Raw genomic sequence first — 25997 nt, forward strand, 5'->3', positions numbered from 1 at the left:
ACCTCCTTACAAAGGATATACCCGAAAGAGAGGGTAGCGATTCATCTCCCACTTTCACTCGGGCTTCACCCTGACCGTTTAGAAGTGGGCGTATTCTCGCCTATTTTTGATAAAAAATCTCCTTACTGGAAGTAGTCGATATAAAATTGATTGAGGAAAACGGCGTGCGGGTCATACTGCTGCTTGGCCGCTTTAAACGCTGTCGCATGCGGATAGGCACGGTTGAATTGTTGTCGCGTCGCAAATGGATAGTACGGTAAATAGTAGCTCCCATCCGCATCGAGTGTCGCATCAATCAGCTTTTGGATGACACGTTTCGTTTTAGCGAGCGACGTCGGGTCAGTTTTCGTGTGGGTGAGCCAGACGAGTGCGAACATATCCTGTTTCGCATAGGACAATTCGGCCGTCTCATCCTGTTCGACGTAGCGAATCGTGATGTTCAAGACGTTTAAGTCATCCTTCGTTAAGATCGAGCGGATGCGATCAATGTACGGGACAAACGCATCGACCGGGATGAAATATTCCTGCAAGAGCTCGGTCCGCCCCGGGTTCGTATACTCCATGAAGGCACTATCTGAACGCATGACGTTGTTGCGTGATTCATAGGTACCGCTCTGGTTTAAGAAGTAGGATTTTTGGAACGACCACAGCTGGTTCTTACCGAAATCACTATAGCGTGACATGCCTAACAGGGCTTTTGGTAAGGCAATGATACGCTCTTGTTTTAACGGTTCGTTTTCAATCGGAACCGCACGGCTCGACCGCAAATAGTTCGTCAGATACATGTCGCGGAAAAATCCGTCAGGCGCAACCGAAATCCGACCGATGTGCATCCGAACCGCGTCGTTTCCTAACACCTGTTTCCGAAAATAAGCCGGATAATCTTCGTATGATAAACCGATTGTCTGTTGCTGATACCATTCGTCTTCCGTCAATTGTAAGGTGACGTCGAGGATGACACCGAATAATCCGTAACCGCCCGGGACAAGGTGGAACAGCGCCTCATTTTCGGTGCGGCTGACATTCAGGATGGTACCGTCCGCAGTCAACAAGCGAAACGAATCAACCGTATCGAGTAATGAACCATAGCGGATATCCCGACCGTGCACATTGACGTTCAACGCACCACCAACCGTGAAGATATTTTGCGACTGCATGACTTTGATTGCCAAGCGGTCGGGCTGAATTTTTTGCTGGATGCCCGCCCAGGTGACGCCACTTTGAACCGTGATTCTGCGTTGCTTCGGTTGATAGCTTAAAATCCGGTTGTACGATTTCATATCGAGAACGGTCGCACCCGGCAGGTAGGTCTGGCCGCCTTGACTGTGTTGCAGACCGGCAATCGAGATATGTTCTTGTTTGGCAGCCAGCTGCCGGACCCAAGTCGTTAAGTCGTTAAGTCATTTGTCGACGTCGCCGCGTGGATTTGTTTGACATGTACCGGTAAAATACGAGATTGGTCCGACACGGTGACATCACGTTGTTCGTATTATACATAAGACAAACCAAATGCCGTCATGTAGAGACCAATGACGGCAATGATGAACACTCGTTTCATAATTTCTCCTTTGTCATAGAGTGGGGTGAGACAGAATCAAACGGATTCGTCAAACGTGTCGCAGCGGCTTCTGCCTGTGCGACCGGTTCCGTGAAGATTAGCTGTTCACGTCGCAAGCGATAGGCACGCTCGAGACGACTCGTCAGCAAGTTCCCGAGGAAGACGAGCGCAGCGATGCTGATTGCGGGAATCAGGAACAGGTGATTGATCCAGGAAACGGCTGAAAACTGAAGGAAGTAGAAACCGAACTGGGAAGACCATTCAAAGATCGTTGGTGAAACATCGTTCGCAAAGCGTGAAAGTGTCCCGCCGAAAAATAACCCGAACAAGGACAGGTGAATCAAGACCATCAACGTTTGGACGAACTGTTGCATGAAAACAATGGCAAGCGTCGGTAAAAGATGCGGCCAAATGTGCTTTCTAAATTGGTAATGGGGACTGCCGCCGAGTGTTCGGGCGACGACCATGAACTCTTGCGTCAACAAGTGACGCGTTTCACTGACTAAATACATCAGTAAGGCAGGTAACCCGAGTAAAATCAGTACGCCTGTCTCAAAGAGGACACGGGAAGACAAGGACGGAATGTCTTCTGGACTTGCAAAAAATAAGCCTGTCAACAAAATGAAATAGGCCAGTAAGGAAATCGGTAAAATTAAAAAGCCGTCAAGAACGGTACGAATTGCCGTATTTAATCTTTTACCCCGAAAGGCGAGCGGCACGCCGATCAACAGAGCGAGCAGGATGCGTCCGAAGGCGACGGCAAAGCAAATCCCAATCGTCCACTTGGCACCGGCAATCATGATTTGGAACAAATCGTTGCCCGCCCGGTCAGTTCCGAACCACTGCTCACGCGATGGTTCAAGTGGAGATGTCGCGAGGAACGTCCCATCCGCCGCGTACCGGTTCGAGATTTGGTCGACTTGTCCGTCACGAAATAGAGTATGTCCGACACTGAGTAGGAGTAGCGTCGCAAAAATCAGGATACAGCCCCAAAAGAACGGATCACGCAATAAGACACGTCTCATAAAGCACCACCTTTCCAAGCTTTTGGAATACAAAGCTCAGCAATCAAGTCAATCAAAAAGAACGGTAAGTAAATCAAGAGGAGCGTCACGAGCAAGACGGGAAGTTGCGGATTCATGATTACGAACCGAAACAGACCTTGGACATTGAATGTGTATTCGATGACGACGAGACTCGATAAAATCGTGATGACGTTGGCGCGGAAAAACAGATAGAACCGATAAAACAAGTTCGGAATCAAGTGTGACCAAAATAAATGATTCGTGTGTGTCCCTTTGGCGCGGGCAAGTTCGATATAGCTGGCTCCTTCCTCTTCTTGGATCTGCCCCGTCAACCATTTGATGAAGAAGAAGAGGGTCGTCAGCGACAGCGTCAGAATCGGAAGGAAACGGATCGAATCAGCAAAACCGCCGGCGACTTCGATTTGGTCGAAACCGGTCGTCTTAAAAAGAACGATGATGATGTACTGTGAAAAAATCACCCAAAATAAATCCGGCACCATCTCGAGCACACGTGTCGTCTGCTTCAACAGGTTACGTGTCCGCAGACGCGCACGATAAAACAAAAAGGCATAAGCGAGCGCAGCGATAAACGAACAGACAAGGGCACTACTGAAGATCAGCAGCGTCTCCTGGATGAACGGTTGTAAGTCCGGCAACAACGGACGAAGCTGTTGTGCGGTCACATTGTAATAGAGAATCGGTTCGACACCAGTCAAAAACAGGACTTGTTGTTTGAGCGCATCGGTGTAATTCGAAAAGTTCGGACGTAACTGGACGATCAATGCCGGTAAGGCGCTGATGCACAGTAAAACGACCAACGATACGATGAACTGAAGCGACTTTCGAATGACTAGGGAAACCATGATAAAACCTCCTTCTTTGATCGTCAGCCAATCGCCTGGATCCGGTCGTTCCCAACCAGGATCAGCTGACTGTTAAGATGTTTTCGACGCACGACATACCGTTCGAACTGTTTTGTTGCGATATAGGAATCCCGGTCGGATAACGTCGACAGGTGGACAAGGACGTGCTTCAAGTGCGGTTGTCCTTCACCTAACGCCAAGTGGGTCATGTGGTTCGCTTCGTTGAGACGGTTTAGGAACAATTCAACTTTACAGCCCTCCTTAATCAACTCACTGATTAAGAACGAAGCTTGTTCGATGAAGCGTTCCGATTGATTATGTAAGCCGTATCCACTTGGACCCGACAAATTGAGGGCGATGGTGAATGTGTCCTGATTACTCGTCTCATAGACTTTTGCTTGCAGACGGCCGGTTTTTGCTGTCGCGTACCAATCGATGTCCTTCGACGGTTCCGTCGTATACGCTTTTGATCCAAGCTGGACCAATTTGTTTTTTAATGGTGAATAGCGGTCCGGACGATCACCAATCCGTAAGCGGTTCAGCAGGAAAGGGGTCGCTTGTGCCGTTAACGAAGGTAGCACCGTGAACTGCGGATAACTGTCGAATGAAAATAAGTAAACGCCCATCCGCCAGGGCAGACGAATCGTTAAGATGATTTCGTCGAGTGCCGTCGGACCACGTTTGACGGTCTGGATTGGGATCGTAAACAATTCTTCCGTCAACACCAGTTCGGTATCATACGTGTGGGGATGGAGCGCGTCACTCGTCGTGAAAACAATCCCGTCAGCAGCATGGAGACGGAGGGAGGCCTTAAGGCCGAGTGAAGAAAAAAGTTCGAGTCCGAAAAGTAGCAGCTGGAGATCCGTTTGTTCTTGGTTGAACATCAATCGTTCATAGTGTTTCCATTCTAAAGCGACTTCCCGGCGGAGTTGCCGTTCCGTCCGGTTGACGACGACATGAATCGTCGCGAGTGCGGCAAAAAGAAATCCGAGTCCCGAGACGACGGGGAGGAATAAGAATAAAAATGTCAATATGCAATAGACGGGAAATAATTTTTGTTCGAGCCAAAAGGGGACGGAACGTTCGATTTTCATCCGCGTCACCCAATCTCGACAGGAACTGGAATGGCATCAAGGAGATGGTACAAGACTTGGGCCTTTGTCGTCTTGATGCCCCCTTCAAGTGTCAATGTCAGGCGGTGGGCCAAGACATGTTTTGCAAGGTGTTTGATGTCCTCCGGAATGATGAAGTCGCGTTGATTCAAGAAAGCATAGCTTTGGGACGCGCGAAGCAGGGCAATCGCACCACGTGGACTGACACCGACTTCAACGAGTTCATGATTCCGTGTCGCCTGAACGATATGCAGCAGATAATCGAGCACGTCTTGCGACGCATGGACACGTCGTGCTTCTTCCTGCCATGAAATCAAGTCCCCTCCTGACGCAATCCCGACGGCTGATCGGCGGACGTTCGTCAAAATCTCAGACAGCAAGCGGCGTTCGTTCTCAAAATCCGGATAACCGACTTCGATCGCGACCATAAACCGGTCGAGTTGGGCGTCCGGTAGTGGGAACGTTCCTGCCGATTCAATCGGGTTTTGTGTCGCGATGACGAAGAATGGGGCTGGCATCTGATAGGTCGTTCCACCGATCGAGACTTGACGTTCTTCCATCGCTTCGAGCAATGCCGATTGTGTCCGCGGGACGGCGCGGTTGATCTCATCGATTAAGACGACGTTTGCAAACAACGGTCCACGCTTATTCTCGAACTCCTGCGTCTTTAAGTTGAAGAAGTCTGAACCGATGACATCGGACGGAAGCAAATCCGCCGTGAACTGAATCCGCGAGAAGGCACTTTCAAAGCTCTGAGCGAGCGCTTTGGCGAGCATCGTTTTCCCTGTTCCCGGTACATCTTCTAGTAGAATATGTCCTTCTGCGATGAGTGCCGTCAGACAGAGATCAATGACGTCCGGTTTACCGAGATAGATGGAATTGAGTTGGTCTTTTAATTGTTGTAGTTTCATAGGAAATCCCTCCAAGGTCAAATGGTTGAGTAGCGTGCTAATTGTTGTTCGAAACGTAGAATCTCATCGTTCGTGACGATTGTTTCCGACATATCACCGTAGCGAATATTCCGATATAACTGAAAATCGACAGGGACCTCAATCCGACGTAACCAGTCTTCAAGCGTTTCGTTCGGACGACGTTGCTGACTGCGTGGTAAATGTTGCTCAAAACGAATGACCAGATCACGGACACGTGAAGACGAATACGATGAATACAGATAAGGCGATTTTCTTAAAGAAGCAGGACGAAAGATTGACTGAGCGAATGGAACATCATCTGTTACGTCTCCTGTAGGAATGCGCCGTTTTTTCACGCGACGCGACTGAACGAGTTTCCAGACCATGAAACTAAATAAGCTGATTAAAATGACATATTGTAGATAAGAAAAGGGGGAGTCAGAGGCATCCGCTTTAAGGGATTTCCAGAGCTCTTTTGGACCAGGTCGTGGATCAATCGGTTCAAAAGGCATCTTGCCTTTTGTGTTAGTAGGTGAGTGACCGTTTTTAAAACTAATTTCGCCGTTCGCTTCAGTTTCTGCAATCGAAGGCTTTTTAAAAGGATCCGGCATGATGTAATGCGTGTAAATATACGTCGCGGTATTTTGAAACAAGAACAGACCAATCAAAATGACACCAAGCGACATGATAAAGCGTTGTCGTAACACAAGCGATCCTCCTTCCTGTTTTTAAGGAAAAAATATCCATATGTACTTAGGAGGATTTTAGCATACACGCTTAACAAATAAAAACAATTTTCTGAAAATAAAGACAAGGTGAGACGATTCATTTTCAAGTGGTGAGGGTATGATGGAATCAGTGGTTCTTGAAAGAGAAAGGGTGTTTTGTATGAAATTGATTATTTTTGGAGCGACGGGTCAAACGGGGCAAGAACTGGTCAAGCAAGCGATTGATCACGGGCATGAGGTCACAGCATTTGTCCGCAGTCCGGAAAAACTGACACTACGTGACGAACGGTTACACGTCGTTAAAGGCGACGTGCTCGATCAAGAAGCGGTGACGACTGCTGTTGCCGGGCAAGAGGCTGTCCTGACGGCTCTTGGCACAGAGAGTCTTGCATACAGCGGCTTTTTAGAACGGAGTCTCGTCCGGATCGTGACAGCGATGAAAAAACAGGGGGTAGACCGGATCGGTTATGTTGCGTCTGCCGGTGTTGATGATGAATTACCGGGTGTACAAGGAATGCTCGCTCAGCGGATTCTGAAAAATCCACTGAAGGATCACCGCCAAGCGATCGCGCTTTTACAACAAGCGGATTTGAACTATACGGTGGCCCGACCACTCCGTTTACTGAACGGTCCGTTGACGGGGCTTTATCGTCAAGCAGATACAGGTGTTCCGGAAGATGCAAAACAAATCAATCGCGCAGATGTGGCGCATTTCCTCTTACAAGCGATTGAAACAGAAGATCATATCAAATCGAGTGTCGGTCTCGCTGAATGAAGAAGAAAGGTCTCTCCCGTCATACGGAAGAGACCTTTTTGAATGCTTATTGTTGACGATAGACGGAGACCGAACCACCGTTAACGAAGAATTGACCGTAGCCATCTTGGTTGATCGTGATCGATGCTGTGTTGTTTCCAGTGATGTCTGTCCAGACTTCTCCTTTGTTCTGAAGTCCGACGTACATCCACTTGCTACCGCCAGGACCATCCGAAAGGATTGTCGCAAGACCTGATTTTGCCCGGTCTGAGACACCTTCACGTGTCCAACCGATGATGTCTTGGTTATCGAGGTAATCATTTTGTTTCCCGAACGCGAAGTCCTTCCGTGCTTTTAGAATCGGATCGATTTTTGACGCGAGGGCAGGGATTTCACGGTTCGACGAGCCTTTTGTTCCGTAGTAGTCCCCGTAAAAGACAGATGGATACCCTTGTTCCCGCGTCAAAATCATCGCGTAAGCAAGGGGCTTGAACCAGGATTGAACGGTCGATTCGAGCGATTGACCAGGTTGAGAATCATGGTTTTCAACGAGTGTGACGGCAAGCGTCGGATTATCTTGGACGAGTGTGCCGTTAAAAATTGTGCGCATGTCATAAAAGCCGCCGCCTTTACTCGCTTGTTCGAATTTGTAATGAAGTGGAGCGTCAAAGACCGATTGTTTATAGTTCGTCTGACTTAAATAGTTTTTAAGCGTCCCGAGATCGTTCTGCCAGTACTCGGCGACTGTGAATAATTCCTTACCCGTCGTCTGACGAACATTCGTCAACCAATCTGCGAGATACGTATGTTTGATGTGTTTGACGGCATCAAGACGGAATCCATCGAGCCCGAGTTCATTGACGTACCATTTCCCCCAGTTTTTCATTTCTTGCTGCACTTCCGGGTGATCGAAATCAATGTCTGCATACATCAAGTAATCATAGTTTCCATTTTCAGAAGATACATTCGAGTCCCACGACTTACCTGTTCCGCGGAATTTATAGATGGCACTTTTTGAGCGGGATTGATCCCAATCCGTTCCGTCGAAGTGATACCATTTCCATTTGAAGTTTGAATAGGCGTTGCTCCGCGCCGCGAAGTTGAACCCGGTCCAGGCCTGGATTTGATAGTCGCCAGAGACTTCTTGATTACGGTTACCCGGATTGACTTCGACGGCCGTGACGGATTCCGTAAAGTCAGCACCACCCTTGTGGTTCATGACGACATCACCATACACATCGATTCCAGCCGTGTGCAATTGTCCGATGGCGGATTTCAATTGCGTTTTCGTGCCGTACTTCGTCTGGACTGTTCCTTTTTGATTAAACTCACCGAGGTCATATAGATCGTAGGCACCGTAGCCGACATCATTTTGGGTCGTTCCTTTGTAGGCAGGAGGAATCCAAACAGATGTAATTCCGAGTTGATCAAGCTTAGAAGCGTCGTTTCCTAGACGGTTCCAGTGGTTCCCGTCGTTTGGTAAATACCATTCAAAGTATTGCATCATCGTCCCGTTGTCTGCTGTTGCCCCTACTGCAATCGGTTGCGCAAGTGGCACTAAAAACGTCACGCTTGCAAGAGATGCGACAATCAAGCTTTTATGTTTCATCAAAAAGCCTCCTCTATCAAATTATGAAAACGCTTGCATTAATTATTATAGCAAGTTGAAACGTGGGGAATATCATCCTCAAACCTTATTTATTTATCCCTTAAAATCATGACTTTTGCCTCTAGAATAGTTCTTCTAAATAATAATTCATCGTTTATTGATTCGTGATTCACTAAAAAACAGGACCTTCTAACCGTTGAACAATTATGCTAACTCTGATTTCTGGATTCCTCTAAAAAGAAGAGGTCTTTCGTCCATCTTCCATAAGAAAGACAAGTGATGTGAAAATGGGAGTGTAATACGGTTTGACATTGCATGTCCATACTTAACCTGAGGGGGAAAAAGCATGAACTGGAAGTCGAAAATCAGTGGGGCACTTGTTGCGACACTCGCGTTAGGATCACTTGCCTTTACGCCGGTCATCGCCAAAACAGATTCAACAAAGGTAGTAGCGGGACCACAGACGGTCACGTCACAATCAACAATCGATGCCTATTATCAGCCGGCAGCGGGGAAAACGGGTGCGGCATTAAAAGCATCACTGCATGACATCATCGATAATCATACGGAAGTTTCGTATGACACGGTTTGGACGGCATTAAAAGAAACCGATCAAGATCCAGGTAATGTGAACAACGTCATCGAACTGTACACGGGGAAGTCCATTTCAAAAAATAGCAACGGTGGGAACGTCGGTCAATGGAACCGAGAGCATGTCTGGGCAAAATCGCATGGGGACTTCGGAACGAGCATGGGACCAGGGACAGACTTGCATCACTTACGTCCGTCAGACGTCGTCGTCAATAGTGCTCGTGGAAACCTTGATTTTGACAATGGCGGAACGAAATATAGCGGATGCGATTGTAACCGAGATGGTGATTCATGGGAACCACCGACTCGCGTCAAAGGTGATATCGCGCGGATGATTTTCTATATGGCGGTTCGTTATGAAGGTGGCGGCGAAATCGACTTAGAGACGTCAGAAAACGTCAACAATGGTTCAAACCCGCTTCACGGAAAATTATCGACGTTAAAAGCGTGGAACAAACTTGACCCAGTCGATGCATTCGAAAAGAAACGCAATGACATCATTTTTGAAAAATGGCAAAAAAACCGCAATCCATTCATTGATCATCCAGAATATGCGACAGCAATTTGGGGAAATTAATCTAGCAAAAGGGGTCTGAATCAGAAGTCAGACCAACATCAATCCGTGTGACGGACGTTTCCGTCCTCCATTAATCAAATGACCGATGCTCCCGCGATTCACGGGAACATCGGTCATTTCTATTGTTCAAGATAGTTTAGTGCTTGCCGGAGGTATGCATGAAAAAGTCCGGATTCCTTTTAATCGGGAGACATCCCCATTTTTGAGTCGCCCCTGTTTTTTTGATTGAAACTTTTCCTAGAAAAACATCGTAGAAACGGATGTAATCGAAAATAGCAGTCTGAAAGGAATCATATGACTCATGGAACGGATCAAACACGTTTTGAAAAGATATCGGCTTGTAGTGGCCGGAATCGTAGGTGGACTCGTCATTTTCTGGTTTAGTATCGGTTTATTTGTCGCAGAAGGAAAACGTCCCGCAGCGAACGGGAAACACTCGTTTGTCATCGTCCTCGGTGCAGGTGTGAGAGGGGAAACACCGTCACTGATATTGGAAAACCGGATTCAGGCTGCAGCTGCATACGGAAAAAAATATCCGCGAACGACTTTTATCTTGAGCGGTGGGCAGGGGCAGGGTGAAGCGATTTCAGAAGCAGAAGCGATGCGCCGTGGCATGATTGACGAAGGAATCTCTGAAAAACGTCTTGTGCTCGAAGACAAATCGACGTCGACCACTGAAAATTTACGTTTTTCAAAATCGTTATTACCAAAAGGTGAAAATCAAGTCTCGATCGTGACGTCAGATTTTCATTTGTATCGTGCTCGTACCGAAGCGAAGAAAGTAGGATTGAATAGTGATGCGATTCCTGCAAAAACACCGTTATCTGGTGTATTGCGATATGGTATGCGTGAACGTGTCGCAATCATCGTGAAATTTTTTGAGTAATGGATTGTTGTGACAACGTTAAAGAAACCACCATGCCAGAAGCATGATGGTTTCTGATAAAACGGTTTATTTATTTTGCTGTGAATTGTCTGATTGATTGTTTTGTGGGGCTTCTTCTTTTCCAAGCGCCACGTCTTTTGCTTCGACCACTTTTTCACTGATTGAAGACAGGTCACCTTTAGCTTCCGTTGCAGTATCTTTTACAGAAGAAGCATCCGATTTGACGGTATCAAGTTCATTGTTGACCTTGTCATACACATTTTGGACGTCACCAGCGACTTCTTGAATGATTCCTGAAGCGCTTTTTACTTGTTCGATGACTTGTGAAGCTTTTCCTGACGGATCTTCTTTAATAGTAGATGCTAATGATGAAACGGAATCTTTTGCGCCGCTAAGCCCTTGTTTTGTGTTTTGTCGATTCGTTGAGCTCAGCATTGTAAGCAATCCGCCGACGACAGCTCCTAGCAACATCCCCGTAAGTAAATTGACACGACGACCTGACGAAGCTTCTTGATCGAATTGACGATTTGGATGTTCTTGTTGAGCAGCATGTGGATCATTTTGTAGATTAGGTTCCATGAATAGACACTCCCTTAAGATAATATTTGACCATGATAGATATGTACCCTCGTCATAAAAAAGGAAAACATGCACTTTTCATGCAACAAAAAAAGACCACCGATGTTAAAATGGTCTCAGACGGTCAAAGTTGTTTAGTTTTGCTTCTCTTCATCCTGCTTTTCAGTCAGTTTACGGTTGATTTCATCGTAGTCAATTTCGATATCGTCTTGATTGCCTTTATATCCGTAGCCTTTTGAAATGACGATGATTGAAGCAACTAAGACAAACACGATGATTAGAATGGAAACAACATAGAGCCACATGATCCATTCCTCCTTTCATTCTTCTCTTTTAGTATGACGGAAAACTGTCCGTTCGTCTAAACGAAAGTGGTCATGATGTGATAAACTATGTTCAGATTAACATGTTTAGGAACGAGGTGACGGTATGAGTATATTAGTCGTAGATGACGAATTTACGAATTTAATGATTTTGGAGCGACTGCTTGAAAATGAAGGATACGATGTCGTAAAAGCGATGAGTGGGGAAGAAGCGATTGAATTGATGGAGGACCCGGCCTTTATCGACAACTTAGATGTCGTATTACTGGATGTAGAGATGCCCGGCATTAGTGGGATTGATACAACACGGTTGATCCGAAAACGATTTGGTTTAGATGAACTGCCAATCGTCATCGTGTCCGGTCGTTCCAATGAAGAGGACATCGCGGATGGACTGGATGCGGGAGCATCAGACTATACGACAAAGCCAATTCGAAAAACGGAATTGCTTGCTCGTGTTCGAAATGCGATGTCATTAAAACAAGCGATTGATGCACGGAAACGATATGAAAAAGTCTTACAAGAAGATTTTGATCTTGCTCAAAAGCTCCAGCAAAGTGTTTTGAGTGCAAATATCGAAGATGAAGACATTCGAATCATGGCAACCTATATTCCTTCTAAAAAACTAGCGGGAGATATGTATGCCTGGTACCGCATCTCGCAAAATAAATATGGCATCATCTTGTTTGACGTCATGGGCCATGGTGTCTCGTCAGCGTTGATTACGATGGGGATGAGCTCGATCTTGTTTGAACTCGTGCATCGCATCGGTGATCCGGCAAAAGTACTTGAAGAACTGAACCGTCAGATGAGCCGCCTTTTCCCAGGGGATGAAACGGAAATTTATTTTACTGCCGTTTATTTGTACATCGACTTGGATGAGATGAAACTTAGTTATGCGAATGCGGGACACCCACCTGGTTTGTTACGGATGGGGGATCAAATCATCGCCCTCGAGAACACAGGATTGCCAGTCGGGATGTTTGAGGACTCACAATATACGAGTCGGACAATCGACTTGACGTCTCCTGGATGTATCTACCTCTATACGGATGGTTTCATGGAGCTGTATAGCAAAGGGATTGACGAAGGGATCAGTGCGATCCGTCAGTTGATCGAACAACAAGGACCAAACATTCACCACTTGATTCAGCCCGATCAAAGTGATGAGGCCGATGATTTATGTCTCGTCACGGTCGAAATCAATTAAAAAAGCCACTCGCTTTTGTACATGCTACGTCTTCAGCATGTAAAAGCGGGTGGTTTTTTTGTGCTAGAAAAAGCGTCTCCGCCACAGAATAAAGGCAGCAAGTCCGGAGAAGAAAATCATCATCCCAAAGACAATCCAAAAGCCGATGACTTCACCTTCCCACGGCACATGGACGTTCATCCCGAACATTCCGGAAATCATTGTCGGGATTGAAATAACAATCGTGATTGAGGCTAAAAACTTCATGACGAAGTTTACATTGTTCGAGATGACGGAACCAAACGTATCCATCGTCGAACTGATGATATCTTTATAGATTTGTGCCATCTCCATCGCCTGGCGGTGCTCGACGAAAACATCTTCTAGTAAATCTTCATCGTCTTCATGTTTCTCGAGACTCGGTGTTTTAATGATGCGATCAAGAACACCATCGTTTGATTTAAGTGACGTCATGAAATAGACGAGGGATTTTTGTAAGTTCATCAGTTGAAAAATTTCTTGATTTCGCATCGAACGTTGAAGTTCATCTTCGAGTTCGTCCATTCGGCGATCGATTTGACGAAGGAAACGAAGGTAAGAAGAGCTGACTTTATAAAGAATTTGAAATACAAAGCGTGAACGATAATTCGTCCGGAATGTCCGTAATTTACCGTTCGAGAACAAGGTCAACACGTCGAGTTGTTGCGAACAGACGGTGATGAAATGCCTCGACGTCACGATGATACCGAGCGGGATCGTGTTGTAGCGTCGTCCCGATGACTCTTCTTCGATGTACGGAACATCGACAATCATCAAGAGCCCTTCATCATCTTTTTCAAAACGAGGTTTTTCCTCAACGTCCAGTGGGTCATAGATAAAATCCTCAGGAATCTTTGTGGCAGCAATGACTTGGTCGGCTTCGTCTTTTGTCGGATTGACAAGATGAATCCAAGAACCTTTCGTGAATTCTTGAATTTCGTTGACTGCCCCGGTCACATCACTTCGATAAATCGTCAACATATGTCTATCCCTCCTGCTCTTCACTTGCTTATTATAGGGACAGAAGATAGGACGTGTAAATGATTCTCAGATTTTTTTTTACGACATTTAATGTTAAAATGAAACCAGAGGGGGGAACCAGATGCCTTTTTTTAATCAAAAGAAGTTAGAGGAATTACGTTCAATCGCCGGTGGGGACCACGTATTTTTACAAAAGATTGGTGAAACATACATTGCGCAGTTTGATCGTAAATTTCCTGAACTAGAGCAAGCGATCAATGACAATGATCCGGGACAGACAGAAAAAATCGCACATTTACTTAAAGGTGCCTCCTATTCGGTCGCGGCGGACGATTTGGCAGATGAGTTCGAACAACTTGAAAAAGAAGCAGAAACGGGTTCGCTTGAAAATGCGAATCAAGTTTTGCAAAACATTGATCAATCTATGGTGGAGTTCAGAAAAGTCTGGTTGGATGCTTTTATTGGAAAGAATCCGGACTCGATCAAGTAATTGATGAAAAAAGTAAACCGGCGTTCACGTTTTCGTGGACGCTTTTTTTGTGAATTGAAAAATCGGAGTTCACTGGAAAGTGAACTCCGACATAACCGTCAACAACGTCTTACAAGACGTATGCATCAACCGTTTCGATCAAACGACCGATTTCTGGTTTTGTAATTTGTGCATTGACCCCAACAGATTCACCTTTATGGCGAAGATCATCTGAAATCAAGGAAGAGAAGACGATGATTGGCAGTTCGGCATACCGGTCGTCTTCACGAAGGCGTTTCGATAAATGAAGTCCGTCCATTTTCGGCATCTCAATATCTGTGATCAACAAGTCACAATCGCTACCTGCTTCGAAGGCGTCAAACGCATCTTTTCCGTTGATGAACCATTTTAAGCCGTGATATCCTGCTTCTTCAAGCGTCTCAATGATGAGTGTCCGGAGCATTTCTGAATCTTCGGCAATCCAAATCGTTTTGTTCGATCGGTCACGCGGTTGGACGCGACGTCCTTCTTCACGTGCGAAGATGTCTTTACGAGACAATTCGAGTGCGATTTTTTCATAATCGAGTAAGATGATCATCTTATCGCCTGTCTTGACGACGCCGTTCGTCAATCCTTCGATTCCACGTGCGAGTTCGTTCGGTGTATCGATTTGTTCCCACGAGATACGTCTGATTTCCGTGACAGAATCGACGCGAAGGACACTTTTCTCGCCATTGAACTCACAGATGATTAACCGATCTTCCGTCGCTTCGTCATGGGCTACACCGATGACAGTCGGCAAATCTATGACCGTCATGACTTCACCGCGTAGTTCGATTAATCCTTTGACGGCATCTGGTGTTCCCGGGAGTGGTGTCATCGGTAACGGAACGATGATTTCACGCACTTTCATGACGTTAATCCCAAATGTATAAGGACCACAATGGAAAATGACGATTTCTAATTCATTCGTACCCGCTTCTAACAAAATATCGTGTTGATTGTACACGTGATTTATCCCCTTTCGTTCCTGCACATTCACTTCTGCCTAGTTATCGGCACATTTCGTAAAACATTCCATATCAAATTCAATAAAAAAACTATTGTAATCGCTTTCATAATATGTTAAGCAAAATGTTTGGCATTTGTCTGACCAATTGTTTACAATAGCTATGCAGCCACACACTGAAGTGACAGAGAGAAAAAACATATGGAGGTAGAGTGGAATGAATACAACAAAAACAACGTATACATTTTTATTGGATGGACAATGGTATGAGAGTGAATCAAAAGAGACAATCGAAATCTCTTCACCATATAAGGAAGAACTCGTTGGTCGTGTACAAGCGATGACGAAACCAGAAGTCGACCGTGCGATTGCTTCAGCGAAAGCTGCACAAACGACTTGGGCGAAACAACCAGCAAACAAACGTGCTGAATTATTACATGCATGGGCAACAGAACTTGAAAAACGCGCTGACGAAATCGGCGAAGTCATCATGCGTGAAGTAGGTAAAGGACGTGCAGATGGCGTCAAAGAAGTCAAACGGACTGCGGAAATCATTCGCTATACAGCGGAAGAAGGTCTTCGTTTTGACGGTCAAATGATGCAAGGCGATTCATTCCCAGGCGGAAGTGCGAAAAAACTCGCAGTCATCAAAAAAGCACCACTCGGCGTCGTTCTTGCAATTTCACCCTTCAACTATCCGGTCAACTTAGCGGCAGCAAAACTTGCACCGGCGTTGATGACAGGAAACGCGGTTGTCTTCAAACCGGCAACACAAGGCTCGATCAGCGGAATCTTGATGATTGAAGCGCTCGTCGCAGCAGGTCTTCCGTCAGGTCTTGTCAACGTCGTGACAGGTCGCGGATCAGTCATCGGTGACTATTTAACAGCACATCCTGGAATCGATATGATTACTTTCACGGGTGGTACAGGAACAGGACGTCACTTGTCTCGTCAATCAGCGATGATTCCACTTGTACTTGAACTCGGTGGAAAAGACCCGGCACTCGTCTTAGAAGACGCGGACCTTTCGTTAGCAGCGGATCACATCATCAGTGGAGCGTTCTCTTATTCTGGACAACGTTGCACAGCAATCAAACGTGTATTCGTCTTAGATCATCAAGCAGATGCGCTCGTTGACGAACTAACAACACGGATCGCGAAGTTAACGGTCGGTTCACCTGAAGACGACAGTGTCGTCGTTCCATTGATCGATACAAAATCAGCGGATTACGTGGAGGGCTTGATTACGGATGCGAAAGATCAAGGTGCAACAATCGTCACTGGTGGAAACCGGACGAACAACTTGATTGAACCAACACTGATCGACAACGTGACACGTGACATGCGTGTTGCTTGGGAAGAACCGTTCGGACCCGTCTTACCAATCATTCGTGTCAGCTCAGTCGAAGAGATGATTGCGTACTCGAACGAATCGGAATACGGTCTTCAAGCAAGTGTCTTCACGGAAAACATTGATTCAGCTTTCGCTGTAGCGGATGCCCTTGAGACAGGTTCTGTTCAAATTAACGGTCGGACGGAACGTGGCCCAGACCACTTCCCATTCATCGGCGTTAAATCATCTGGACTTGGTGTTCAAGGTGTCGGACGAAGCCTTGCTTCGATGACGCGTGATAAACTGACTGTCCTTAATTTAAAATAAGATTTGCAATAAACGAGCGACCTTTCATTCTGCGAAAGGTCGCTTTTTTTGCATCCAATTCCAGACGGTTTACGTATGCTTTAGTGAAGGGATGCAAGAGAGTGACAGACAAAGTTTGCGGCTCAGGTTCATTTTTCTCTATAATGAAGGAAACTAGTGAGAGAAATGAGGGGATTCCAAGTGAACAGCAAAGATGAAATCTTCACGCTACCGATCCCAACGCCGTTTCCAGTCGGTGATATCAATTGTTACGTCCTCAAAACGGAGACTGAAAATATTTTGATTGATTGTGGACCGGATACGGCAGAAGCTTGGCACGCCATGCAAGAGGGGTTGCAGAAAATCGGCTTGTCTGTCGAAGAACTCGACAAAGTAATCGTGACGCATCACCACGCCGATCATGCCGGAATGGCTTATCGTTTTTCTGAAAAAGGAATTGCGATTTACGGGCACGCACGACTTCGTCCCTATTTAGAACAGGATACGGACTTCTTGAATAGTGGCGATGCCTTTTTGCAACGCTTAGCGATGTCGTTCGGGGTGCCGAAAGAAATACGAGCGTTGCTACCGAGTTATCTGTCGGCCCTCAAATGGCTCGGAAAAGGACAACTCGACTATGTCCTAAAAGAAGGAGATTCCATCACGGCGGCAGGTACATACCGCGTGATTGAGTTGCCGGGACACGCAAGCGACCAGATCGGGATTCTCGGTCAAGACGGAACATTGTTCGCAGCCGACCATTTACTGGCACGGATTGAGCCGAACCCGTTACTTGAACAGCCGCAAGCAGGAGATGCGTCCGATATAAAACGCCCTGTCCTTGCATATATGCGCTCGCTCGAAAAGCTTCAAGGTGAACGGATCACGATCGCCTACACCGGTCATGGCGAAACAATCCGTGATGTTCCATCCTTGATTGAAGAACGGTTGCTCCAACGTAAGGTCCGCGGTGAGCAACTTTTGAAACATCTGACAGGAGAGCAGACGTTATTTGACTTAGCGCAGTTGACGTACGGCAATCGTCTAAAAAAATCGTTTCCGCTCGTCATGAGTGAGATGAAAGCACGACTCGATTATTTAGTCGCAAGCGGTCAAATTACAGTCGAAAAACGAGACGCGGTTCTTTATTATTCGAAGGCGGGAGTTAGCGGATGAATCTAATGAATAAAACGGTTGTCTTGACGGGAGCATCGAGCGGACTCGGTGAAGCGTTAGCGCGCGTGTTGAACCGGCAAGGAGCGAATTTGATTTTGATTGCCCGCCGTGCCGATCGGCTCGAACGCTTAGCAAGAGAGTTGCATGCTGACTATATCGTCTATGACTTAGAACATTCACCGGAGCATTTAGCCGAACGAATCCAGGTCGACTATGGCATGATTGATGTATTGATCAATAATGCCGGATTCGGAGAATTCAGTTTCTTGCAGGATACCTCGATTGAGACGATTGAATCGATGCACCGGATCAATGTCCTGACGCCCGTTCGGTTGACAAAAGCGTGTCTACCTTTCCTGCGTCCGAATGGAATGATTGTCAATGTCGCCAGTCAGGCAGGAAAGCTGCCGACTCCGAAATCGACCATCTACTGCATGACAAAAGCAAGCCTGCTTCAGTTCTCGAATGCATTGCGACTTGAATTACGACCAAAAGGAATTCATGTGATGACGGTTAATCCGGGACCGATTGCGACTGAATTTTTCATTCGCGCCGATCTCAGTCGCAAATATGAAAAGAATGTCGCCTCGATTTTGTTATCGAAAGAGTCGCTTGCAAAAACGGTGGTCCGAGCGATCGAGCGTCAAAAACGAGAGGTCAATGCACCGTGGTGGATGGAACTTTCAGCGAAAGCATATGCCGTTTGTCCCCGATTGATTGAATGGCTCGGTAAGTCCGGATTTGACAAAAAATGATGGGGTGGAATGAAAATGTTAAAAAAAGTAATCGGTATCGCTGTCGGTGGGTTGTTGCTTGCCGGGTGTGGCGCAACTTCTGACTTGCCGGCAAAGGACGAAGTGCTAGGTTCATCCTATAAAATGATTGAACAGGAAGCAGAGAAAACGACGGTCCGGATGTACATGTGGGGTGGAGATGACGGAATCAATGCCTATATCGACGAGTACGTCGCACCCAAGTTGAAAAAAGAGCATCAAATCACATTGAAGCGAGTGCCGATAGAAACAGCGGACATCATTCAGAAATTGCGTGCTGAAAAAACAGCCGGTAAGGACACAGGCGTGATTGATGTCGTCTGGATTAACGGCGATAATTTCCGAAATGCGAAAAAAGACGGCCTGTTATATGGTGACATCGCGCGCGTCTTACCGAACATCAAGCAAGTCGATGCCGCGGCGCAAGCTTCAGATAGTGGGACGAAGACGGAAGGGCTCGAAGCGGCCTGGGGAAAAGTCCAGTTTGCGTTCCATTATGATCAAGCCAGTGTTGCCAAACCACCGATGGACTTAAACGAGTTAAAAGACTGGGTCAAAGCAAACCCAGGAAAATTCACTTATCCGGAAGTGACGGATTTCACGGGAAATGCGTTTGTGCGTCACGTCATGTACGGGGTTGAATCAAATGAAACGTTGAAGAACCCGAAAAGCGACTTTAAAAAGACATGGGCTTATTTAAACGATTTAAAGCCGTACCTTTGGAAAGAAGGGAAAACCTATCCGAAGACGCTCGCTCAGCTCGATCAATTGTATGCGAAGGGGGATGTCGCGTTCACGATGGGCTTCAATGAACGCCGGGCCGAACAGGAAGTAGCGTCCGGGACCTTCCCGGAAGAAACGCGTCCGCTCATCTTAGAAGAAGGTTCGATTGCGTCGACCCACTTCCTATCGGTTCCGTTTAACGCACCAAATCCAAAAGGGGCGCTCGTTGCAATCAACGAATTGTTATCAGCAGATGCGCAGTTGAAGAAATATGACGCGACCTACTGGGGGGACGGGACGAGTCTTGATTTAAGTACGTTGACGTCAACAGAACAACAAGCGTTTAAGGATGTCCCGGCAGCAAAATCGACACCGACACCAGATGCATTTGAAGGAAAAGTCCGAGCGGAGCTCGACCCGGAATTCTTCGAGGTCATTCGAAAGGATTGGCCGGAACGTGTGGCGCGGTAATCCTTACCCCGCCGTCTTCTTGATTGCTGGAATGGTTCTTTATGGACTGTTCATCAGTGTATCGATGACGACAGTCGCCGATTATCGTGCATTGTTAAGCGATACTGTGTTTCTTGAAAGCATTGTGTTAAGTCTGTACGTTGCACTGAGTAGCACGTTACTTTCGTTAGGGGTCGGTTTCGGCTTAGCTCAATTTTTCTCAAGGCGAGGGGGGATAGCGGAACAAATCCTCGCACTTCCGCTGTTTATCCCGCATCTTGGTGCAGCATATCTTGCGATTCTCTACTTCAGTAATGTACCGATGATTGGTCCGCATGAGACGAATCATTTCAGTATCATCTTGACTTACGTATATAAAGAAACACCGTTCATCTTTTTTTATCTCATTCCTGTTTTTCGACGGCTCGATCACCGGTATGAGGAATTGGGGCAACTGCTTGGATTATCTAGGATTCGTCGATTTTGGCATGGGAAAGGTGTTTTTATTTTGTTTCCGGCACTTGAAGCAAGCTTCATCGTTTTTGCATTTGTTCTATTTGCCTACGAAGTGCCGGCATTGCTTGGTGTGACATATCCGAAAATGATTGGTGTATATGTATTTGATTTATATACGCAAGGAGACCTGTCGCAACAACCAACGGCTTTTGCCATCAGTGTCGTCTTGACGACGTTGCTCTTCATGATGTTAGCCGTCTTCACGTGGTGGATTCGACCGATCACAGAGCGAATCAGTAAGGGGCGGATTGAATGAAGCAACGAATCGTTACGCTATTGATCGCTTGTCTCGTCGTTGCACCGCTGCTAGGAATCATTCCGAAATCATTTTCTCTAAATCCGCGAATCGTCGAGACGTTGACGACGACGCTCTTCATGATTGCAGCAGTGACGTTTTTGAACCACGTAATTGGTTATGCGGCAGGGAAAGCCATTGCCTTTCAGACGGGACGAATCATTCAACTGGCTGAGTTGTTGATTAGTTTGCCACTGTTTTTACCTGTATTATTGCTCTCATTCGGTCTTTATTTGACGTGGATCCGCTTAGGTTTGGCTGATCAATTCCTTGGCGTGTTACTCGTCCTTTTGTTACCGACACTTCCGTACACGGTCCGCCTTTATACGAACGGATTTCAGGCGCTCGGTGAACAACTACTCGAACAGACGGTCCTTGTTGAGGCAAACCGCTTGAAGCGATTTTTCTTTTTAGTCGGACCGTTGCTTCGTCCGACATTACAATCGGTGACATTGCTCGTCACCGTCATCACACTTAGTCAGTATGCACTCGTCGTGCTGATCGGCGGTGGCGTCGTTCGGATGCTCGCACTTGAAGTCTTCCCCCTTTACTCTGGGAATGCGGTTGATGCGGCTAAAGAAGCGACGATTTGGTTGATCGGGTTACCATTTTTGATTTATCTAGGGCAAATGTTGTTCTTTACCTTATGGATAGAAGGGGTTCGGAGGTTATTAGATGGACGTAAGAATTAATAAAGTGATGAAGCGTTTCGGTAAAACGACCGTCTTGCAAGACATCGATCTAACCATCGCCTCGGGACAATGCGTTGCCCTTGTCGGACCGAGTGGAAGCGGGAAGACGACGTTGCTGCGCTTGATTGCCGGATTAGAAAAGGTCTCAGGTGGAACGATTCACTTCGGAGAGCGTGACGTTACGAAAACAGTCCCGAGTAAACGCGGAGTGACGATGCTGTTTCAACGACCACTACTGTTTCCCCATCTCACGATCGGGCAGAATATCCGCCTTGGCATGCGAGGGGACGCCCGACAAGTCTCTGAGTGGCTCGACCGCGTCGGGTTACCGGGACGTGAAGCGGACTTTGTCCATCAACTGTCGGGAGGCGAGCAACAACGTGCGAGCTTAGCACGTGCCCTTGCGAGTCAACCGAACTTTTTATTATTAGACGAGCCGTTTTCAAGCCTCGATTTGCCGCGGAGGCGTGAATTACGGACGTTGATTCGTCGCCTGACGGAGCAACAAGGCGTGACGACGTTGCTTGTCACACATGATCGCGAAGAAGCGATGGCAATGGCGGACTATGTGTATGTCATGCAGGCAGGACGCATTATCGAGCAAGGGCGACCTGTTGCTTTAAGCGAGACGAGTCCGTTTTTTGGAGATGGTCTTGCCTTAGACGGGACATGGTATCCGCTGTCTGCGATCGAGTTGGTCTTAAGACCGACGAATCAAACGAATGAACGTGTTACGATTACGAAAGAATTAATCCAATATGGTGTTCGGTTCTATGAAGTCGAACGGGCAACCGGCGAGCGACTCGTCATTCAGACAAGAAGAGCGTTCGACGAAGCGACGACTGTTTATGTCGTCAGAAAGGAGGACTAATATGTTAGATACACGAGCACGAAAGATGGTGCAACCTGTGTTCGACCAAGCGGCGACCGGTTTGAAAAAGCTTGGTCTGTCGGCGAATCAAGTCACAATCATTTCCGGCATCATCGGAGGGGCAACAGGATTCTTCGTCTACAATGACATGATGGGAATTGCGATTCTCTTATTGTGGATTTCTGGAATGCTTGATGTCGTCGATGGGACGATGGCACGTCGCGAAAAACCGACAGCGATTGGAACGATCCTTGATCTTGTACTAGATCGAATCGTCGAGTTGTCCGTGCTGATCGGGATTGCGCTTCGTTTTCCGGAAACACAAATCGTCATGCTCTTTTTAATTGCGTCCTTTGTCATCGGTATGACGATGTTTCTCGCGATTGGGGCAGTCAGTGAAAATTATGGCATCAAGTCCTTCCAATACCAGCCGGGTCTCGTTGAACGGACAGAGGGGTTCTTGTTTTTAACGGCAATGCTGTTATTCCCAAGTGCAATCATCTGGATTGCGATCGTCTTCTTGATTGCAGAGCTGTATACGGTAGGCGAGCGCTTCTATCAAGCCTCTAAGGTGCTGGGATGAGTGAACAGGAGTTAATCATGGTCACGGATCAGGCCGGGCATCCATTATTCACGGCGTCACGAAACCGGGTACATGCTGAAGGGTTATGGCATGAGACGTTCCACTGCTTCGTCGTGAATCGAGAGCAACGAATCGTTCTTCTTCAAGAACGGGCAACTGGAAAAAAGGATTTTCCAAATTGTCTCGACATTACAGCGGCAGGACATTTACTTGCCGGTGAAACCGTTGCTGATGGTGTTCGTGAACTCGAAGAAGAGCTCGGACTCGTCCGGACGATGGATCAGTTGGAGCACGTTGGTATTTTTCTAGAAGAACTAACGTTGCCGGGATTCATTGATCGCGAGCGGACTCAGGTCTTTTTGACGGAATCGAACCAAGCCATTTCTGACTATCATTTACAAGCGACTGAAGTCAAACGGCTGGTCGCTTTTTCATTCGACGCATTTGCTATGTTAGGTGACGAAACGACAACGGAAGTCGTCAGCATCGAGGGTGAACGTTTCGGGCGGAACCGCTTCGTCCCGCACCCGCCGGAGTACTGGGCGATGGTCGAACGAAGCATTGAACAATCTAGCATGTGACAGGAGGAACTGTAGATGAGACAGCGATCTACAGTTTTTTCTTGCTTAAAAAAGTACAAAGTGGCGTAATGCAACGTAATTTGAGATAATTAACAATATATATTATTGATGAAAGAAGGTGCAGCCAGTGGGATTACGATTCGCACTGCTCGGACTGCTAACCCAGGGAGAAGCGACAGGCTATGATTTAAGTACGACGTTCAAAAAACAGATGACGCATTTTTGGACAGCACACCATACGCAAATTTATCGAGAATTATTAAAAATGGAAGAAGCATCACTCGTGACGAGTGTTCATATCGTCCAGGAGGATCTTCCAGATAAAAAAGTCTATTCGATTACAGATAAAGGCCAAACAGAGCTCGTCGCCTGGCTGCGGGCACCGAGTGAATTTAAGCCGAAAATGAAAGATGAGAACTTAATGCGCGTGTCGTTGTTACACCTCTTGCCGCTCGAGGAAGCGATCGCTTACCTTGAAGAATCAAAACGGCATCATCAATTTGCGGTCGACATGATGCAAGTGTGGCGAAAAGATCATTTAGAGAACGGGGCGACACTCGGGGAGACATTGACGAGTGAATACGGTCTACGGATGATGCTGAATTACCTCGATTGGTGTGACTGGGCAATCGAAGAAATCAAGAGAAGTCAAACGAGTGTTTGATTGTGATGGGATAGGGAGTAGAGAACGTGAGTGTATTTAAAGATTATCAAGACTGGCTGGACGAAGAGACGGATGACATCATCAAACGACATGCAACATATGCCGCCGCTGAATTGAAATTAGGTGGAGAAGTCGGAGACTACTATGTTGATGCGGGGCTAATCGATCAATTCGTCATGCGACATGTCTCGTGGTTGTCGATCAGTGAAATCGAAGACATTCTGACAGAGTCTGAAAACAGCGACCGTGTGGAACTTCTCGAACCAACAGATCACGAAGAAGATATGCAACGTCAGCAAGCAGAACACGTGTTACGAATGGATGTAAAAGAAATGTTGGCGTCAAAAACACGCGCCTTCGTCGACGAACGATTACAGGCGCTCACTCAACAGATTCGTCCGCTTCAAGACCGTCAGGCAGAAGCGCAGGCGGCATTCGATGAAATCGAACGGACGATTGAGACAGGACCAGCACCAAAAATCATTCCGAAGCGTTGGTATCGACGGGAACGTGTGGTTGAACAGTCGTTTACCGATGAAGAGCGTACGAACCTTGACGAGCAGCTTGAAGCACGACAGCAGCAGCTCGTTATTGAAGACCGCACGGTTGCGGCAGCCGAACGTGAAATACTGATGCTTCAGCGGGCGCTTAACGAAGAGAAATGACCCGAAGTGAAAATAGCACCTCCACCTTTGTTCAGTGGAGGTGCTATTTTGCATGTAGACAACGTCACGTGGGGGGGATAAAAGCGTCTCCCTCTAGCACGCAAAGACGCATTTTTTCCCGTAGAAGTCGACGAAAAGGGACGCCTTTCAGGTGGACCGTCTTGAATCGTTTCCAAAACGACAGAGTATCTTCACTGATCTTAAAGAAAGCTAAAAAAATCTCGCTTTCTAATCTAATCGCTTCCTAGTGGAAAGCAAACAGGAGCGACCCTGCAGCTTTGCTGTAGCGGCGCGATGTTTGCCACAGGGAGACGATTAGGAAGGAAAGAGAGAGCAAAAAAAGATGGAAAATCACATTCAAGTGATCTTCCATCTAAGTTTGTCTACACGCGAAAAAAGCACTTCCACTGATGTTCAGTGGAAGTGCTTAGCATCAACTAAAATTTTAGACAGTCGCGAGTTTAGCGACGATCAATTTAGCGACAGCTTCACTTGAAGCTGGGTTTTGACCTGTGATGACGTTGCCATCGATGACTGCGAATTCTTTACCTGCGTCTGAAGTCAAGAACGTTGCACCTTCATTACGCAACGTTGTTTCGAGTAAGAATGGAACTTTCTCTTCAAGACCTGTTGATTTTTCTTCTTCATCTGTAAAGCCGTTGATTTGACGACCTTCGACGAATGGTTTGCCATCAATCATGACGTGAGCGAAAGCGGCAGGTCCGTGACAAACAGATGCGACGATTCCGTCTTTCTTGACCATTGCTTCGATTGCGCCGGCAACTTGTGGATTGTTCGGGAAGTCAACGACCGCACCGTGTCCACCCGGGAAATAAACAGCGTCGAACGATGAAGGATCGACTGTTGAGAGTGAAGCAGTATCTTTTAGTGCTTTACGTGCGTCTTGGAACTTCGGCAGAATTTCTTTGACGAGTGATGCTTTATCGATTGGGACGTCGCCACCTTTAACAGAAACAACAGTGACGTCATGTCCTGCTTCATTAAATAAGTTAAACGGTGCAGCAAACTCTTCGAACCAAAGTCCTGTTGCGTGTCCGTTCATGTCATCCGCGCTTGTTGAAACGATTAGAATACGTGCCATAATAAAATTCCTCCTCTAGGGTTAACGTTACAAATAAGAAGATTCCCCGGCTTGCTAAAACTCA

The 25997-nt window shown here is 46.7% G+C and carries 28 protein-coding genes; 16 read left to right on the top strand and 12 right to left on the bottom strand.

Going from position 1 to position 25997, the window contains the following annotated elements:
* Positions 1-122 precede the first annotated feature (122 nt).
* The 6 genes from AC0VYQ_RS05225 to AC0VYQ_RS05250 form a co-directional block, all read right to left on the bottom strand.
* A complete protein-coding gene (locus tag AC0VYQ_RS05225; RefSeq protein ID WP_475404740.1) occupies positions 123-1370 on the bottom strand; it encodes an FAD-binding oxidoreductase in 1248 nt (415 codons plus the stop codon).
* Between the two features lie 184 nt (positions 1371-1554).
* Complete coding sequence (locus tag AC0VYQ_RS05230; RefSeq protein WP_214893107.1) at positions 1555-2583, bottom strand: ABC transporter permease subunit; 1029 nt, start codon at positions 2581-2583, stop codon at positions 1555-1557.
* The gene (locus tag AC0VYQ_RS05235) at positions 2580-3446 is read right to left on the bottom strand and encodes an ABC transporter permease subunit (RefSeq protein WP_475404391.1); all 867 of its coding nucleotides are present in this window, start codon (positions 3444-3446) and stop codon (positions 2580-2582) included. The genes AC0VYQ_RS05230 and AC0VYQ_RS05235 overlap by 4 nt, the downstream gene beginning before the upstream one ends.
* Positions 3447-3469: 23 nt before the next feature.
* Entirely contained in the window at positions 3470-4540 is a 1071-nt protein-coding gene (locus AC0VYQ_RS05240) for a DUF58 domain-containing protein (protein ID WP_475404392.1), read from the bottom strand.
* Positions 4541-4545: 5 nt separating this feature from the next.
* Entirely contained in the window at positions 4546-5469 is a 924-nt protein-coding gene (locus AC0VYQ_RS05245) for an AAA family ATPase (RefSeq protein WP_029333138.1), read from the bottom strand.
* Between the two features lie 17 nt (positions 5470-5486).
* Entirely contained in the window at positions 5487-6176 is a 690-nt protein-coding gene (locus tag AC0VYQ_RS05250; RefSeq protein ID WP_029333139.1) for a hypothetical protein, read from the bottom strand.
* 181 nt (positions 6177-6357) lie between these two features.
* Between AC0VYQ_RS05250 and AC0VYQ_RS05255 the strand changes: the two genes are divergently transcribed.
* The gene (locus AC0VYQ_RS05255) at positions 6358-6972 is read left to right on the top strand and encodes an NAD(P)-dependent oxidoreductase (RefSeq protein ID WP_149427003.1); all 615 of its coding nucleotides are present in this window, start codon (positions 6358-6360) and stop codon (positions 6970-6972) included.
* A 46-nt stretch (positions 6973-7018) separates the two neighbouring features.
* On the opposite strand, the gene amyS is transcribed toward AC0VYQ_RS05255, so the two are convergent.
* Positions 7019-8560, bottom strand: a complete 1542-nt coding sequence (gene amyS / locus AC0VYQ_RS05260; RefSeq protein ID WP_475404393.1) for an alpha-amylase — start codon at positions 8558-8560, stop codon at positions 7019-7021.
* 346 nt (positions 8561-8906) lie between these two features.
* Here amyS and AC0VYQ_RS05265 point away from each other — a divergent pair, with 346 nt between their 5' ends.
* Positions 8907-9728, top strand: coding sequence for an endonuclease I family protein (locus tag AC0VYQ_RS05265; protein ID WP_214893112.1), 822 nt, complete (start codon positions 8907-8909; stop codon positions 9726-9728).
* Positions 9729-10029: 301 nt separating this feature from the next.
* Entirely contained in the window at positions 10030-10614 is a 585-nt protein-coding gene (locus AC0VYQ_RS05270; protein ID WP_475404394.1) for a YdcF family protein, read from the top strand.
* Between the two features lie 66 nt (positions 10615-10680).
* On the opposite strand, the gene AC0VYQ_RS05275 is transcribed toward AC0VYQ_RS05270, so the two are convergent.
* Both AC0VYQ_RS05275 and ytzI read right to left on the bottom strand, forming a co-directional pair.
* On the bottom strand, positions 10681-11193 hold the full coding sequence (locus tag AC0VYQ_RS05275) for a YtxH domain-containing protein (RefSeq protein WP_088836673.1): 513 nt from the start codon (positions 11191-11193) through the stop codon (positions 10681-10683).
* Positions 11194-11327: 134 nt separating this feature from the next.
* Positions 11328-11498 carry a YtzI protein gene (gene ytzI / locus AC0VYQ_RS05280; RefSeq protein ID WP_152638925.1) on the bottom strand — a complete coding sequence of 57 codons (171 nt, stop codon included), beginning with the start codon at positions 11496-11498 and terminating at the stop codon, positions 11328-11330.
* Positions 11499-11622: 124 nt separating this feature from the next.
* Here ytzI and AC0VYQ_RS05285 point away from each other — a divergent pair, with 124 nt between their 5' ends.
* A complete protein-coding gene (locus AC0VYQ_RS05285) occupies positions 11623-12726 on the top strand; it encodes a PP2C family protein-serine/threonine phosphatase (protein WP_088836674.1) in 1104 nt (367 codons plus the stop codon).
* Positions 12727-12789: 63 nt separating this feature from the next.
* Here the strand turns inward: AC0VYQ_RS05285 and AC0VYQ_RS05290 are convergent, their stop codons facing one another.
* Positions 12790-13725 (bottom strand): magnesium transporter CorA family protein, encoded by a 936-nt coding sequence (locus AC0VYQ_RS05290; RefSeq protein WP_029333146.1) that lies wholly within the window; start codon positions 13723-13725, stop codon positions 12790-12792.
* A gap of 121 nt (positions 13726-13846) precedes the next feature.
* Here AC0VYQ_RS05290 and AC0VYQ_RS05295 point away from each other — a divergent pair, with 121 nt between their 5' ends.
* On the top strand, positions 13847-14215 hold the full coding sequence (locus tag AC0VYQ_RS05295; protein WP_475404395.1) for an Hpt domain-containing protein: 369 nt from the start codon (positions 13847-13849) through the stop codon (positions 14213-14215).
* A 109-nt stretch (positions 14216-14324) separates the two neighbouring features.
* Here AC0VYQ_RS05295 and AC0VYQ_RS05300 read toward each other — a convergent pair whose 3' ends face one another.
* On the bottom strand, positions 14325-15203 hold the full coding sequence (locus tag AC0VYQ_RS05300; protein WP_029333148.1) for a chemotaxis protein CheV: 879 nt from the start codon (positions 15201-15203) through the stop codon (positions 14325-14327).
* Positions 15204-15420: 217 nt separating this feature from the next.
* On the opposite strand from AC0VYQ_RS05300, the gene AC0VYQ_RS05305 reads away from it, so the two are divergent.
* From AC0VYQ_RS05305 to AC0VYQ_RS05355, 11 genes are all read left to right on the top strand, one after another.
* On the top strand, positions 15421-16863 hold the full coding sequence (locus AC0VYQ_RS05305) for an NADP-dependent glyceraldehyde-3-phosphate dehydrogenase (protein WP_088836677.1): 1443 nt from the start codon (positions 15421-15423) through the stop codon (positions 16861-16863).
* 180 nt (positions 16864-17043) lie between these two features.
* Positions 17044-18018: an MBL fold metallo-hydrolase gene (locus AC0VYQ_RS05310; RefSeq protein WP_214893119.1), complete on the top strand. Its 975-nt coding sequence runs from the start codon at positions 17044-17046 to the stop codon at positions 18016-18018.
* Positions 18015-18773, top strand: a complete 759-nt coding sequence (locus tag AC0VYQ_RS05315; RefSeq protein ID WP_214765320.1) for an SDR family NAD(P)-dependent oxidoreductase — start codon at positions 18015-18017, stop codon at positions 18771-18773. The genes AC0VYQ_RS05310 and AC0VYQ_RS05315 overlap by 4 nt, the downstream gene beginning before the upstream one ends.
* Positions 18774-18788: 15 nt before the next feature.
* Complete coding sequence (locus AC0VYQ_RS05320) at positions 18789-19985, top strand: ABC transporter substrate-binding protein (protein WP_214893122.1); 1197 nt, start codon at positions 18789-18791, stop codon at positions 19983-19985.
* A complete protein-coding gene (locus tag AC0VYQ_RS05325; RefSeq protein WP_475404396.1) occupies positions 19972-20736 on the top strand; it encodes an ABC transporter permease in 765 nt (254 codons plus the stop codon). The genes AC0VYQ_RS05320 and AC0VYQ_RS05325 overlap by 14 nt, the downstream gene beginning before the upstream one ends.
* On the top strand, positions 20733-21467 hold the full coding sequence (locus AC0VYQ_RS05330; RefSeq protein WP_029333661.1) for an ABC transporter permease subunit: 735 nt from the start codon (positions 20733-20735) through the stop codon (positions 21465-21467). Before AC0VYQ_RS05325 ends, AC0VYQ_RS05330 begins: the two co-directional genes overlap by 4 nt.
* Positions 21451-22338, top strand: coding sequence for an ABC transporter ATP-binding protein (locus AC0VYQ_RS05335; RefSeq protein WP_214771618.1), 888 nt, complete (start codon positions 21451-21453; stop codon positions 22336-22338). Before AC0VYQ_RS05330 ends, AC0VYQ_RS05335 begins: the two co-directional genes overlap by 17 nt.
* Before the next feature lies 1 nt (position 22339).
* Entirely contained in the window at positions 22340-22921 is a 582-nt protein-coding gene (locus tag AC0VYQ_RS05340; protein WP_029333155.1) for a CDP-alcohol phosphatidyltransferase family protein, read from the top strand.
* A complete protein-coding gene (locus AC0VYQ_RS05345; RefSeq protein WP_475404397.1) occupies positions 22918-23502 on the top strand; it encodes an NUDIX hydrolase in 585 nt (194 codons plus the stop codon). The genes AC0VYQ_RS05340 and AC0VYQ_RS05345 overlap by 4 nt, the downstream gene beginning before the upstream one ends.
* Before the next feature lie 127 nt (positions 23503-23629).
* A complete protein-coding gene (locus tag AC0VYQ_RS05350) occupies positions 23630-24166 on the top strand; it encodes a PadR family transcriptional regulator (RefSeq protein WP_088836684.1) in 537 nt (178 codons plus the stop codon).
* A gap of 26 nt (positions 24167-24192) precedes the next feature.
* A complete protein-coding gene (locus tag AC0VYQ_RS05355; protein ID WP_475404398.1) occupies positions 24193-24831 on the top strand; it encodes a hypothetical protein in 639 nt (212 codons plus the stop codon).
* Positions 24832-25276: 445 nt separating this feature from the next.
* Here the strand turns inward: AC0VYQ_RS05355 and AC0VYQ_RS05360 are convergent, their stop codons facing one another.
* On the bottom strand, positions 25277-25933 hold the full coding sequence (locus AC0VYQ_RS05360; protein WP_029333159.1) for a type 1 glutamine amidotransferase domain-containing protein: 657 nt from the start codon (positions 25931-25933) through the stop codon (positions 25277-25279).
* Positions 25934-25997 lie beyond the last annotated feature (64 nt).

This window comes from Exiguobacterium sp. QJM3NY_9 (assembly GCF_056173545.1).